Here is a 13,579-nt window from a genome sequence, read left to right as displayed (position 1 = left end):
GCACCTCCTATGTGGTATTGGCGGGGGTTTTTCCCTCCCACTTGAATGTGTTACGCTCTTTTAATTTCTGCGAAACTTATTTCTACCGGCGTTTCGCGACCGAACAATTCAACATTGATGGTTACTGTCTGCTTCTGAGTATTAATTGCAGTAACAACTCCGGCAGTATCTTTCCAGGCTCCGCCTGTAACTACTACCATATCGCCTTCTGCAAAGTCCACCCGGATGTTTTCTTCCTTAATTCCCAGCGGGCGCATTTCTTCCTCAGTCAGCGGCACAGGCTTGGAGCCCGGACCTACAAAACCGGTTACGCCTCTGGTATTGCGGACAACATACCAGGTATCATCATTCATGACCATGTTAAGAAGCACATATCCCGGGAACATCTTTTTCTGGACCTGCTTCGCAGCACCATTACGCATTTCCACTACTTCTTCCAGCGGAACACGCACTTCCAGGATCTGATCCTCCAGGTGTCTGTTTTCAATTGTTTTTTCAATGTTGGCCTTTACTTTGTTCTCATACCCGGAATAGGTATGAACAACATACCATTTCGCTTCTGACATACAATCACCGTTACCCTTATCTGATTATAAGATTAATACCTTCCAGAATAGCTGAATCCATAATGCTGATCATCACAGCCAGAATAATCGTGACTACTGAGACAACTACTGTCTGCTTTGCGAGAGTAGCTTTGTCCGTCCAAACGATTTTGTTGAATTCGGACTTAAGTCCCTGAAACCATGATTTTTTCTGAGTTTTATTAGCTTTGCCAGTAGATTTGTCTTTCTCTTGCATAGTCTAACCTCACAATTCTCTGTGATTACTTCGTTTCCTTGTGCAGAGTATGTCTATGGCAGAACTTACAATATTTCTTAGTCTCAAGACGCTCAGGATGGTTCTTTTTCTCCTTGGTCATATTGTAGTTACGCTGCTTGCACTCCGTACATGCCAATGTAATCTTAACGCGCACAACTTCCACCTCCAGTGTTTTCATTTGCATGGTCTTTCCTGTATCCCATTCCTCAGAACTACGCTGATTTCGGGCATAAAAAAAAGACCCAACTTCCATGTCGCTTGTCAAGTTTAGCACAGATTCCATGTTGAAGTCAAGCCTTTTCCTTGAATTCACGGAGTTTTTCCATATTTACCAAAAAAGCAGTCATAATATTAGGAAGGATTTATTTGTGATTCCCTTTCAAATCTGTATTTCCCCCTTGTCAATCAGCTTCTCCTAGTGTATGATAAGGAAGGTTCAGACCCTTTTTCGACAGTTTTTCTGTTGTAAAAAGGGTCACAGTTATATATTTTAAATAAATACAGGAGCGGATTTTATGTTTAAACGATTCATGGATGACATGAAGAAATACTGGAAATACGCAGTGTATTCTTCCAGAGCCCAGCTAAAGTCCGAAATTGCCAATTCATATCTGAACTGGCTGTGGTGGATACTGGACCCCCTTTGCTTCATGCTGATTTATGTGTTTATGTTCGGCTATGTGTTTAAATCTGACGAACAGTACTTTGCAATTTTTGTCTTTGTCGGTATTACCATGTGGGACTTCTTTAATCGATGCCTGTTGCAGAGTGTAAGGGTAATCAAAAGTAACAAGCCTATCGTTTCCAAAGTATATATACCGAAATTTATACTTGTCATAATCAGAATGTGCATTAATGGATTCAAAATGTTCATTTCCTTTCTGATTGTTGCAGTCATGCTGATCGTATGGAGAGTTCCGATCACCTGGAACATACTGTACTGTATTCCAATCCTTCTGACCCTGTTTATGCTGGTATTCGGCTTCGGTTGCTTTCTTCTGCATTACGGAGTGTTCGTGGAAGACCTTGGAAATGTACTGAATATTGCTCTGAGACTTATTTTTTACCTTACCGGTGTATTCTGGAACATTATGGACCGTCTTCCGGCTCCATATAATGCCTATATTGGAAAAGGTAACCCCATTGCCTTTCTCCTGACATCCATGCGAGAATGTCTGATCTATGGTCAGACTCCGCACCGCAAACTTCTTCTGGCATGGTTTCTAATCGGACTTGTGATCAGTATTATCGGTATCCGAAAAATCTACAAAAACGAAAACAGTTATGTAAAGGTGATATAATATGGAAGAACAGCACGCCATTGAAGTAACTGACCTTGTGATCAGTTATCAGAATCTGAAAAAAACATCTATCAAAAAAAGTCTGCTTCATTTTAAACGCCGTACCATAGATCGTTTTGTTGCAGTAAAAGGAATTTCCTTTTATGTCCGTCAGGGCGAGATTCTGGGAATTATCGGCAAAAACGGAAGCGGCAAGTCCACTACTCTGAACGCTCTGGCAGGCATTTTCTCCCCTGACAGTGGTACCATTGACCTGAAAGGCCACAGTATTTCTCTTCTTTCTATCGGAGTTGGTTTTCAGGGCGAAATGACAGGCCGGGAAAACATTATTCTTTCCGGTATGCTTCTGGGATTTTCAGAAGAACAGGTTCATGCCAAAGAGCAGGAGATTATAGACTTTGCAGAGCTTGGAGATTTTATTGACAAACCCGTAAGAACCTACTCCAGCGGTATGTATTCCAAACTGGCCTTTTCCATTACAGCTATTCTGGAAACAGATATCATGCTTATTGACGAGGTTCTCAGTGTAGGCGATCAGAAGTTTAAAAAGAAAAGCTACAATAAAATGAAAAGCCTGATCTCCAACAAAGACAGAACTGTTGTGATTGTTTCTCACAGTATTGATACTTTAAAGCAGCTTTGTGACACAGTGATGTGGATGCATGAAGGACAGATTAAAAAAATCGGGGAACCAGGGCCTGTACTTGACGAATACGTTAAATTTATGGAAAAAAGCTGAAAAGCCAAAAATCCGGAGCCTGCTTTGCAGCCTCCGGATTTTCTTTTACTCTGTTCTTTTCTTGATTTCCAAAAGTACCTGTTTGCAAATATCTGCAGAACAGGGTCTCCTTATCTCATTAAATTTCTTACTGACCTGCTCACGTTTCTGTTTCCAGGAATCCTCTCCATGGCAAAATGCCCTGAGCTCTTCTGTGAATTCTTTCATGGTTTTCGGCTTGGGTCCCGGAGTTACCTCCTCATAATCAAAGTTCATTCCCCTTCCGTCCAGATAACGTTCTTTATCATAAGGAAGGAATATCATAGGCTTATCCGTCAGAAGATAATCAATATAAATACTGGAATAGTCTGTGATCAAAAGGTCAAACATCCCAAGCATTCCAGTCACATCCCCAACCTCCTTGCTGCCAAAGCACCGGATGCGGGAATTCACAAAATCTTCTGCCGCCGTAGCCTCCTTAATGTGAAGCCGAAGAAGGAGAAGAATCTGCTCCTTCTCTAAAAAATCCTGAAACGCTTTTTTGTCAAAATCTTCAAAGGGAAAAAGTCTGGTATTTCCATAATCACGAAAGGTAGGTGCATAAAGAATCACCTTCTGATAGTTGGGTAACGCTGGATAAATTTCCCCGAGAATTTTTTTTCTGTCCGGAGGAAAAAAAATAAGATCATTACGAGGCTGCCCCCATACACGGATTTGTTCCTCACAAACCTGAAAACTTTTTGCCATAACAGGGATAAGCTCCCTGGCAGTTGTCAGTATCCAGGTATAATTCTCAGAAAAGATTTTTTTAAAATAGATGCGGGACATTTTTTTGAGATTAGGATCCATAAGTGCAATCTTTTTCAGCGGAACTCCATGCCACAGATTTATAATCAGACGATTCCTTCCAAGCCTCGGTCCATATACCGGGAGTCCTGCTGAGGTAAACCATACACCGGCCTCCAGTACTCGTCGAATTCCCTCTTTTGATTCCGTTTCAATAAAATACTGTTCACCGTACTTCTTCGATAATTCCCGGCGCAATCCTTCCTCATTAATCACAAAAATAGGAGTAATCTGCGGAAGATGCTCTTTTACATACTCAAACAAATACCTGGAATTATAATTATAATAACAGTTGTCCACAGAAGAAAATATCCAGGTATACATATCAGGCTCTTTTATTTTTTTCATTCTGACAAGCTGTGTCATACACAAATTTCTAATCTTACCCATAACTACTCCTGTCCATCAGCGATATTTCCACAAACCATGAATCGCATAGGAAATAAAAAGTACTGTACTTTTCAGTATGTTAAATCCCATATAACGGTAAACCCGGTATGTCATAATAGCAGATTTCCATTTGTTTCTGGATTTTCCGCCTTCACTGAGCCGATACTTTAAAAGTGGCTCGTTAATTCCGACCGCACACTGGTATTCTCTGAGTATCTTCAGCCAGGTAATATAATCTTCATGGCTGTCGTCATGCTCCATAGGAAAACGACTGATCACGTCTCGCCGTACCAGCACGGAAGAACAATTAATACTATTATGCTTTAACAATTCCCGGTAAGTAATCCTTTGCTTTACGGGAATATATTTTCCTGCTGATGTTCCATCTGGATGCATCAGCGCTCTTCCTGTGGAACAGATTACGGATCCTGTTTTTTCAAGAAGAATAAGTTGTTTTTTTAGCTTGTCCTTTTCCCACCAGTCATCTGCGTCCAAAAAAGCCACATAGATCCCCTTGGCTTCCCGGACTCCCCTGTTTCTTGAACCGGAAACTCCAATATTCGTTTTATTTCTGAAATAGCGTACTTCCCCACGGCTTTTGTATTCATCCATAACCTTTTCCGTACCATCCACAGAACAGTCATCAATCACAATCAACTCCAGAGATACCTTTTGTTCAAAAACAGAATCTACAGCTCTCTGAATATATTTCTCTCCGTTATATACAGGCATCACCACGGATACCAGCGGCTTTTCCATAAACCTTCTCCTACTTCTGATTTTTCAAAGCATTTTTCTGATTTTCATCAACACCTTCAGAAACCTCTTTCTGACAGAAAATCTTCACTGTCATAAGAAGAAGCTTCAGATCAAGCAGAAACGAATAATTTTCAATATAAAAAAGGTCAAGTTTCAGCTTGTCATAAGGGGTAGTGTTATATTTCCCGTAAACCTGCGCATATCCGGTAAGCCCGGCTTTTACTTTCAGGCGGTAATAAAATTCCGGCAGTTCTTTCTGGTAGTCATGCATAATGCTTTTTCGTTCCGGGCGTGGACCTACCAGAGACATATCTCCCATAAATACATTAAAAAGCTGCGGCAGCTCATCCAGATGAAGATTTCTCAGAACACGGCCTACTGGGGTAATACGGCTGTCGTTTTTTGATGCAAGGCGGGCGCCGTTTTTCTCAGAATCCACACACATACTGCGAAATTTACAGATACGGAATTCCTTTCCTCCCAGAGTCAGACGATCCTGACGGTAAAGCACAGGGCCGCCGTCATACAGCTTTACAAAAAGCGCAATGATCAACATGATCGGAGAGGAAACTACAATACCGATTCCCGATACCACAATATCAAGAACCCGTTTCATTGCTCTCTGCTCTATGGAAAGTCCCATATTCTTCGCTACAAGCAGCGGCGTGTCAAACAGATGGATCCGCTCGCTTCCCATAAGAATCACATCAGAAATCTTCGGACTCATATAACAGCGAATAGAATGGGCAAAACAGTACTTCAGATAACGGTTTCGGATATTTGACGGAAGATCCCAGATGATTACTCCCTCATAGTCTCTCATCATCTGATGAATAGCCTTTTCCCCCTTATCTACATGAACTTTTCCGCTGACATTATACTTGTCACTGCGTGAATTCATTTTCTGGATCAGATCTCCCGGATCTCTGTCCCCATAGATCACAAGAAGCTTACGGGCGCCATAAAGTCTGGAATAAATAAACCGGGATCCCCATACCCAGACGATGATGATAACAATCTGAACAAGAGTCATTTCCACCATAGGCCATGGATCCAGAAACCATCTATTGATCAGAGTGATCTGAAGGTAGGTTATGATATTTGTACAGATCGCAGCAAGAGTCATAGAGTAAAATACATCTATCTTTTTCAGGTATCCTACTCTCAGTCCCCCGTAGAACTTGGAGAACATAAAGCTGATCAGTCCATAAATAGCGATCAGAACCCAGTTTCCCTTTCTCCAGAAGGGTTCAAAAATCAGCCCTCTGTAAAAATCATACCAGATATAGGCAAATACTGCTGTCTGAGCGATTACGACAATACTTGCCAGGCAATACACAATAAATCTCTTAAAATCATCTCTTTTTTTCACAAAAGATCCCTCTTATCTCTGTTGATTCAGGAATATATCATATCCCTGCTTCTGTCTTTATTGTTTCCTTTTAACCCTGTTATTATAACGTAAATCTCCGGTCCCGTCCAGTAATTCACAGATTCTCCGATCCCCTGTATTTTCAATACGCTTTATTCATATGTACTTTTACTGCACCTTTTTGTCGAACCATGTTTTTTCTTGTCATATATCACATATTTATTTTTATTTGTTTCATTTTTTAATACAGTTTTAACAAAATTTGAGCATTTTTCTTGCATTTTTTAACATAAACCAGTAGAATTTTTCAGCTAAAAAATGTATAATAAAAAAGTACAAGCATATAAAAGGAAAGTGAGGGTTCACTATGAAACAAAACAACATGTTAGCGATGATTTTAGCTGGCGGACGTGGCAGCAGACTCCATGAACTTACAAACAAAGTAGCCAAACCCGCAGTTTCATACGGCGGAAAATACCGCATTGTTGATTTCCCTTTAAGTAACTGCGCAAACAGTGGAGTGGATATTGTAGGTGTTCTTACACAGTATGAATCTGTTCTGCTTAACAGCTATGTCGCTGCCGGCGGACGCTGGGGACTTGATGCAAGAGAAAGCGGCGTATTTGTACTTCCTCCCCGCGAGAAGGCTGACGCGGATCTGGATGTATACCGTGGAACTGCAGATGCGATTTCACAGAATATTGATTTTATTGATAACTATGCTCCGGAATATGTTCTGATCCTTTCCGGAGACCATATTTACAAAATGAACTATGCAAAAATGTTGGCTTACCACAAAGAAATGAATGCAGATGCTACCATCGCTGTTATTGAGGTTCCCATGAAAGAAGCAAGCCGCTTTGGTATCATGAACACAGACGGCGAAGGACATATTGTTGAATTTGAAGAAAAACCGGAGCATCCAAAGAGCAATCTTGCTTCCATGGGTATTTATATTTTTAACTGGAAGCTTCTGCGCAAAATGCTCCTTGCAGATATGAAAAGTGCTGATTCTCACCATGATTTCGGCAAGGATATCATTCCTCAGCTTCTTGCTGACAACAGAACTCTGGCAGCTTATAAATACCAGGGTTACTGGAAAGACGTTGGAACCATTGACTCCCTCTGGGAAGCAAATATGGATCTTCTGGACAGCAACAACGAACTGGACCTGAACGACCCTACCTGGAAAATATATACCGAAGATATCCCCGCTCTGCCTCAGTACATAGGTCCGGATGCCAAAATCAACCGTGCATTTATTACACAGGGCTGTATTGTAGAAGGTGAAGTAAAAAATTCCGTTCTTTTTACCGGCGCAAAAGTAGGCAAGGGCGCAAAGGTCATTGACAGTGTTCTCATGCCCGGTGTAGAGGTTGAAGAAAATGCTGTTGTTCAGAGAGCTCTTGTGGCTGAAGACATCCACATTGGCAGCGGCGCCTGTGTGGGAAGCGCAGACAGCGAGCATATCGAGCTTGTTTCCAAACGTGTAAAGGGGGTAGAATAAAATGGCTAACGCTTTTGGAATTATTGCATCATCAGGAACTCATATTAAGGTGGAAGGTCTTTTAGATTACCGTCCTATCGCAGCATTTTCTTTCCTTGGACGTTACCGCGTCATTGACTTTCCGATCTCCAATATGAGCAACAGCGATATTGATCATATTCAGGTATATATAAGACGTAAACCCCGTTCTCTGGTAGAACATCTGGGAACCGGCCGTCATTATAACATCAACTCCAAAAAAGGCAGACTGCAGATTCTTTTTGCACAGAACAGCTCTGAAAATGATGTTTATAACACAGATATCGCAGGCTATCTGGAAAACATCGAAATGATCGAACGTGTGCATCAGCCATATGTGATCATTGCTCCAAGCTACATGGTTTATGCAGCAAATTACGATACTCTTCTCCAGACTCATATTGATTCCGGAGCAGATATCACTCTTTTATATCACTCTGTTGATAACGCCAAGGAAGCTTTTCTCAACTGTGATATTCTGAACCTGAACAAACAGAAAGGTGTGGAATCTATTGAAAAGAACCGCGGCAGCGCCAAAAACCGCAATATCTTTATGGACACCTATATTATGAAAAAAGATCTTTTTGTAGAACTGATTCATAAGGCTAAAAAAATGTCCTCCATGATCACTCTTCCGCAGATCGTAAACGCATCCTGCAGTGAGCTTGATATCCGCGGAGTGGCACACAGAGGCTACTTTGCAAGTATCACAGATTTCAAGAGCTATTTTGATGCCAATATGTCCCTGATCGATCTGAAAAATTCACTAAATCTTTTCAATCCGGAATGGCCGATCTACACTAGGACAAACGATTCCTGCCCCACACAGTATTTTGACAATGCTGACGTGAAAAATTCCGTTGTATCCAATGGCTGTCTGATTGAGGGAACTGTAGAAAATTCCGTTATCGGCCGTGGATGTCAGATCAAAAAGGGCGCAGTTGTCAAAAACTGTGTGATCCTGGCAAACAGTATTATCGGTGAAGATGTCCATGTGGAAAATCAGGTAATTGACAAATGGGCTCAGATTACCCGTGAAAGAGAAATCGTGGCAGAAGCCGGGCATCCGGGATATATCCGAAGAGACGATATCCTGTAAAACAAGGTATTCTCTAAATTAATCAGGCGGCGCAAACTGTTCATCAGTCTGTGCCGCCTGCTTTTTCTTTATATGATCACTGTGATCTTTTCATGATTTTTCCATTCGGACTTTCTGCGGTAATTTTTCCTTTATGTGCCTGAACAATCGCTTTTGCTACAGAAAGCCCGATTCCTGAACCTCCTGTAGAGGAATTTCTGGAACTGTCCAGTCTGTAAAACCTCTCAAACAGAACATCCAGTTTTCCCACGGGAAGTTCCTCTGCATCATTAAAAATTTCCAACTGGCATTTCTTTCCTTTTTTTCTTCAAAGCAATTCTTATTTTTCCACCTTCAGGCGTATATTTTACAGCGTTATCCACAAGAATCCCCACAATCTGGCGAAAATCCCTCTCATTTCCTGTAAAAAGATTTCCCTCATCTACCAGCTGTTCCATTTATTTTCCTCCCGTCCGGACAGGGGCTTCATAAGGCTGCACCGTTTCCAATGCCGCATCAGAAGCAGAAATTTCTGTTTTTTCACCTATATCCCTGTTTTCATCCAAACGGTTGAGAGCTTCCGCCATTCATTTCAAAAATACTGTTTCCCACCTGAGAATCTCCCGACATACTCTGATACAGGATTCATTCCAGGTGCAGTCATTCTGTTCCAAATCACTCATATTTCCTGTCAGATCTGAATCAAAAAGATGAATGGAATTCAGACCTTCTATACAAATAGCCTCAGAACCGTTGGCAGTAAGCACCGCATTATTTACTGCAATATCTGCTGTACTGTAAATAGCCGGAGAGCCCACACCGTTGGAAGTATAGGTTCCGCCGTCCACTACCATCTTTCCGCCTCCTCTGTCGCTTCGGATAGCTGCCGCGGATTCTCCGTTTGTCTCCACATTCATGTCTCAGGCATAAAGTGTTCCGCCTCCTGCCGCATGGATACCTCCTGCTGTATCTTTCTGAGTGTTGTTTTTGTTTGGATGGGGACAGTTTATAAGAAGAAGTTTAAATAAGCCTTAGAAAAAATAAATTTATCAAATGAGCATTTATCATTCAGTCAGTCCTTTGTCGTTTCCATACTTCTGTATAACAGAATACGGAAAATACAAAATCACGCAATATTCTTTGTCCTTTTCTGAAGCTTCCAAATATCCCTGCATATGTTCCATCATAACAGATATATTCTGTAACCCGATACCTGTTTTATGGGCTGTCTGCTCTGTCTGAGCAACTGTATTTCTGATTAAAATACCAGTGTAATTTTCTTCATAAAGAATCTGTACCTGGATGGGATTATTTCTGCTGGCATACTTTTCAATATTGGAAATAATATTATTCATGATTCTTCCAAATAAATCTGTATTTATTCGCACAGCAGCAGGATTCCATTCAAGCATTTCCGTATCTACTGTAAATCCTTCATCTTCCAGCAAAACACATAATTCGGAAAGATAATCTCCAAATGCACTGAATATGTCTTCAGGTTCTTCCAATTCAACCTTATGCTGTGAATTGACAAAAAAATATTCAAACATCTGGTCTGACAAATTCCTTATCTGAATCACCTTATCCAGAGACTTTTGAATATATTCATCTGTAACAATTCTGTTTTTCTGCTGTTTTTTAAGAATTTCCAGATAGGTCATCAGTCCTGTTAAAGGTGTACGAAGATCATGAGACATTCCCAGAACAAGCTTTTCCTGTGCCGCCCGCAATTCCTGTTCTGACTGCTCTCTTTGTATAAGAGTCTGTCTCATTATTTCCAGTCCTCCTGCCAGCTGAGCCAGCTCATCATTTCCTGTTACTGTAACATGTTCCTGCAGGTTTCCCTTACTGATAACATCTACTTCTTCTTTCAGACACTGGATATATTTTAAATCCTCCTGCATTTCATATGAAAATATTCCTATGCACACAGCAAATCCCACAATTACAGAAACTCCTGCCAGAATATCATAATATTTATCTGCAAACCCCTCGTAAAGATATACATCTGCATTCCCATCTGCAAATTTTATTGTGTGAAATACTTTCCAGGAAAAATCAGTGATTTCTCTGCTTCCCGGAGTGAGAATGCCATCATATGAAACATCAAATAACAGCCACTTATCTCTGGAAACTGTAAATTCTCGAATATTACGCTGAGTCGCCCATTGTTTCAACTGTTTATGATCTACCGCTTTTAAACAATTTTTATCCACATAATTCTGAAGCTCATCTGCTCTCCGAATTTCTCTTTTATAAATATAACCTGTATTAAAAAAGAACTGCTGCAGGCAGCCCTTTCCTCCAAAATACAAAAGTCCCATAACAAACAAGCCTGCCAGCAGTCCTCTGACTAAGCGCCGGACCATTTTTCCGGTCAGACTGTCTTTATTGATTCTCCCCAAAACGATACCCCTTTCCCCACACAGTCTGTATCATCTCAGGCTTCTGAGGATCATCTTCTATTTTTGTCCTCAATCTCCTGATATGAACCATAACCGTATTTCCGGAGGAATACAGAAAAGGTTCCTCCCATAAGCTCTCATACAGATTTTTTACAGAAAAAATCTTCTGAGGATTTTCCATCATTAGCAACAGCAGTCTGTATTCCATTTCTCGGAGATGAATTTCCTCTCCCTCACGGTAAACTTCATTGTACTGTGTATTTAACTTAAGCTTACCATATTCCAGCCACTGTTCTGTTTTTTTTCCTGTATTCAGCGGCTGACTGTAAACACAATATCTGCGAAGAAGAGCTTTCACTCTTGCCAGAAGCTCTGCGTAAGAAAACGGTTTTACCAGATAGTCGTCCCCTCCTGCCATCAAACCGATCAGTTTGTCTGATTCCTGCCCTTTAGCAGTCAGAAATAATACTGGAACATGAGAAGTTTTTCGAATTTCTTCACATGTCTTTATACCGGAGATTCCGGGCATCATAACATCCAGTATAATCAGATCTGTTTCTGCTGAAAGCTTTTTCAGACACTGGAATCCATCTTCTGCCTCCTGCACAGTATAACCTTCTCCCTCCAGCAGAATTCTTACGCCCTCCCGGATCGCTTCATCATCTTCCACAATTAAAATATGATTTTTCATTTTATCCTCTTATCCTGCATTTTACGCTGCGTACACCCATATTTGCTGCCATTGAGAAGAAAGTGTTGCATAATCCCATTTTTTTGAACTGTTCGTATAACTGAAAGGATCATTTACACAAAATCCATCCGATGTATAATCATAGATTACAATAAAATGTCCCTGTGCAGAAAAATCTCCAGGTCCCATAGCACAGATAATCATATTTCCATCCTCAAGCCGATCTTCCAGTTCCCACTGTTCCAGAGAAGCAAACTGAGAGGCAATTACCCCATACGCAGACGCACACTCATTCATAAAAGACCAGGCTGTTCCAGTTCCCATTATGTAATATCCGCCTGTCATTGCCTCTTGTGCCAGCATATCCGGCAATGCATCAGAATTTCGCGTTAGACTGTATATGACCATTGCCATACAGGTAGGACCGCATCCGGATATCCCAATATTACTCTGTCCATATGGCTGATATCCCCATCTTTCATCCCATTGAATAAACAACGGGTATTTCTTCAGTTTTTCTCTGAATGTAAGCCCTGCTTCCTGTGCAGTCTGTTCCACCGGATATTTTTTCACAAAATCCAGTAGTTCCGGATTTCGTTTCAGATCCTCCAGCAGAACAGGGGGATAATCCTCGGAATGTTCAAATATTTCTTTCCACTCATTACTGTTTATTATCTGATTCCTTTTTGTTTCTGTCAATATCATGCTGTCATCTCTTCCTGAAATTATAAATCTCCCTGTCAGAACAACGATCAGAAAAACAGAATACCAGATGATCTTCTTCCTTCTATTCTTTTTCTGCTGCTTTCTTTTCCTTTTTCTCATAATATTTTACCATTATTATAATTACAATGAATCCAACTACTGCAGGAATCGCTGCAGTAAAGCCAACTGCTCCGTTAATTCCGGTCAGTAATGGATTTTCTGTATTTACCGTATAGGTCCATATGGCTGGAAAATTCTGCTCCATATCAATATGCAGAATCTGGCTTTCTCCTGACAGGATATTATACATTCCATGTATGACAACCGCAGACCATATGGAACGGGACTGGATTGTAACAAGCGAAAGAGCCCAGCCAATAATTCCAACAGACACAATCAGTAAAACAACCTTTTTCCAGTCCGAGCTGTCAATGTACTCCAAATGATACAAAGCAAATAAAATACTTGAAATAAACACTGCTGTTTTCTTTTCAAAAGCACTTTGCAAGGTACTCAAGATCATTCCCCTGAAAACCATTTCCTCTGTAACTGCAGGCAAAATACCAAGAGATAAAACAGAAAGAGTCAGAGCATTTATCATTTCTTTCATTGTAAGATTTTGTGAAGCAAATGTTCCCTTTACAAAAAGAAAATAAAAGCAGCATATTGCCAACGGCATAATAACTGCTGTAACGCACCATTTTCTTTCCGGGAAAGGTTTCCCCAATCGAAGATCCTGCATTTTTATCTTCATAATATATCTGGTATATAAATAAAAAGCAGCCAACAGACTGGAAATATTCAATGCCACATACAAAATACGTGCCCAGGGATTTGTATCACATATATTATAGGCTGCCGTAAGACTGCATTCCGATGTCAGAACCAGCATGATCCATGCAGCCATAACATGGACGATTGATTTTATTCTCATAAAGTACCCCTTTAACTTATAAGATGGTTATAA

17 protein-coding genes are annotated in these 13,579 nt (G+C 40.7%); 4 read left to right on the top strand and 13 right to left on the bottom strand.

The genetic code is table 11. The features are described 5' to 3' along the window. Positions 1–50: 50 nt before the first annotated feature. Genes nusG through rpmG form a run of 3 tightly spaced genes read right to left on the bottom strand, consistent with a single transcriptional unit; the run spans position 51 to position 976 of the window. The gene (nusG, locus tag QVP40_RS08615) at positions 51–566 is read right to left on the bottom strand and encodes a transcription termination/antitermination protein NusG (protein ID WP_022068057.1); all 516 of its coding nucleotides are present in this window, start codon (positions 564–566) and stop codon (positions 51–53) included. Positions 567–582: 16 nt separating this feature from the next. Beyond that, positions 583–801 carry a preprotein translocase subunit SecE gene (secE, locus tag QVP40_RS13895; protein ID WP_022068056.1) on the bottom strand — a complete coding sequence of 73 codons (219 nt, stop codon included), beginning with the start codon at positions 799–801 and terminating at the stop codon, positions 583–585. Between the two features lie 25 nt (positions 802–826). Continuing rightward, complete coding sequence (gene rpmG, locus QVP40_RS08605) at positions 827–976, bottom strand: 50S ribosomal protein L33 (RefSeq protein ID WP_138270457.1); 150 nt, start codon at positions 974–976, stop codon at positions 827–829. 361 nt (positions 977–1,337) lie between these two features. On the opposite strand from rpmG, the gene QVP40_RS08600 reads away from it, so the two are divergent. Both QVP40_RS08600 and QVP40_RS08595 read left to right on the top strand, forming a co-directional pair. After that, on the top strand, positions 1,338–2,123 hold the full coding sequence (locus tag QVP40_RS08600) for an ABC transporter permease (RefSeq protein ID WP_022068054.1): 786 nt from the start codon (positions 1,338–1,340) through the stop codon (positions 2,121–2,123). Between the two features lies 1 nt (position 2,124). Beyond that, positions 2,125–2,862, top strand: a complete 738-nt coding sequence (locus tag QVP40_RS08595; RefSeq protein WP_022068053.1) for an ABC transporter ATP-binding protein — start codon at positions 2,125–2,127, stop codon at positions 2,860–2,862. A gap of 45 nt (positions 2,863–2,907) precedes the next feature. On the opposite strand, the gene QVP40_RS08590 is transcribed toward QVP40_RS08595, so the two are convergent. Genes QVP40_RS08590 through QVP40_RS08580 form a run of 3 tightly spaced genes read right to left on the bottom strand, consistent with a single transcriptional unit; the run spans position 2,908 to position 6,208 of the window. Further along, positions 2,908–4,077, bottom strand: a complete 1,170-nt coding sequence (locus QVP40_RS08590) for a CDP-glycerol glycerophosphotransferase family protein (RefSeq protein ID WP_022068052.1) — start codon at positions 4,075–4,077, stop codon at positions 2,908–2,910. Between the two features lie 15 nt (positions 4,078–4,092). After that, on the bottom strand, positions 4,093–4,836 hold the full coding sequence (locus QVP40_RS08585) for a glycosyltransferase family 2 protein (RefSeq protein ID WP_022068051.1): 744 nt from the start codon (positions 4,834–4,836) through the stop codon (positions 4,093–4,095). Between the two features lie 10 nt (positions 4,837–4,846). After that, on the bottom strand, positions 4,847–6,208 hold the full coding sequence (locus tag QVP40_RS08580; RefSeq protein WP_022068050.1) for an exopolysaccharide biosynthesis polyprenyl glycosylphosphotransferase: 1,362 nt from the start codon (positions 6,206–6,208) through the stop codon (positions 4,847–4,849). Between the two features lie 367 nt (positions 6,209–6,575). Here QVP40_RS08580 and QVP40_RS08575 point away from each other — a divergent pair, with 367 nt between their 5' ends. Together QVP40_RS08575 and glgD are read left to right on the top strand one after the other, a co-directional pair. After that, positions 6,576–7,715, top strand: a complete 1,140-nt coding sequence (locus QVP40_RS08575) for a glucose-1-phosphate adenylyltransferase (RefSeq protein WP_022068049.1) — start codon at positions 6,576–6,578, stop codon at positions 7,713–7,715. A 1-nt stretch (position 7,716) separates the two neighbouring features. Next, positions 7,717–8,832: a glucose-1-phosphate adenylyltransferase subunit GlgD gene (gene glgD / locus QVP40_RS08570; protein ID WP_022068048.1), complete on the top strand. Its 1,116-nt coding sequence runs from the start codon at positions 7,717–7,719 to the stop codon at positions 8,830–8,832. A 76-nt stretch (positions 8,833–8,908) separates the two neighbouring features. Here the strand turns inward: glgD and QVP40_RS08565 are convergent, their stop codons facing one another. From QVP40_RS08565 to QVP40_RS08535, 7 genes are all read right to left on the bottom strand, one after another. Further along, complete coding sequence (locus tag QVP40_RS08565) at positions 8,909–9,115, bottom strand: ATP-binding protein (protein WP_022068047.1); 207 nt, start codon at positions 9,113–9,115, stop codon at positions 8,909–8,911. After that, positions 9,102–9,269, bottom strand: a complete 168-nt coding sequence (locus QVP40_RS08560) for an ATP-binding protein (protein WP_022068046.1) — start codon at positions 9,267–9,269, stop codon at positions 9,102–9,104. The genes QVP40_RS08565 and QVP40_RS08560 overlap by 14 nt, the downstream gene beginning before the upstream one ends. A 129-nt stretch (positions 9,270–9,398) precedes the next feature. Next, a complete protein-coding gene (locus QVP40_RS08555) occupies positions 9,399–9,722 on the bottom strand; it encodes a hypothetical protein (protein WP_243271002.1) in 324 nt (107 codons plus the stop codon). A 153-nt stretch (positions 9,723–9,875) separates the two neighbouring features. Next, positions 9,876–11,216 (bottom strand): HAMP domain-containing sensor histidine kinase, encoded by a 1,341-nt coding sequence (locus tag QVP40_RS08550; protein ID WP_022068044.1) that lies wholly within the window; start codon positions 11,214–11,216, stop codon positions 9,876–9,878. Beyond that, a complete protein-coding gene (locus tag QVP40_RS08545) occupies positions 11,200–11,907 on the bottom strand; it encodes a response regulator transcription factor (RefSeq protein WP_022068043.1) in 708 nt (235 codons plus the stop codon). Before QVP40_RS08545 ends, QVP40_RS08550 begins: the two co-directional genes overlap by 17 nt. 21 nt (positions 11,908–11,928) lie before the next feature. Continuing rightward, positions 11,929–12,612, bottom strand: coding sequence for a C39 family peptidase (locus tag QVP40_RS08540; protein ID WP_022068042.1), 684 nt, complete (start codon positions 12,610–12,612; stop codon positions 11,929–11,931). A gap of 82 nt (positions 12,613–12,694) precedes the next feature. Then, positions 12,695–13,546, bottom strand: a complete 852-nt coding sequence (locus QVP40_RS08535) for a CPBP family intramembrane glutamic endopeptidase (protein WP_022068041.1) — start codon at positions 13,544–13,546, stop codon at positions 12,695–12,697. Between the last annotated feature and the right edge of the window lie 33 nt (positions 13,547–13,579).

The sequence above is a fragment of the Blautia sp. CAG:257 genome (assembly GCF_000433815.1).
GTDB classification, from domain to species: Bacteria; Bacillota; Clostridia; order Lachnospirales; family Lachnospiraceae; genus Blautia_A; species Blautia_A caecimuris.
The sequence above is the reverse complement of the archived record's forward strand: the minus strand, read 5'-3'. Positions and strand labels throughout refer to the sequence as shown.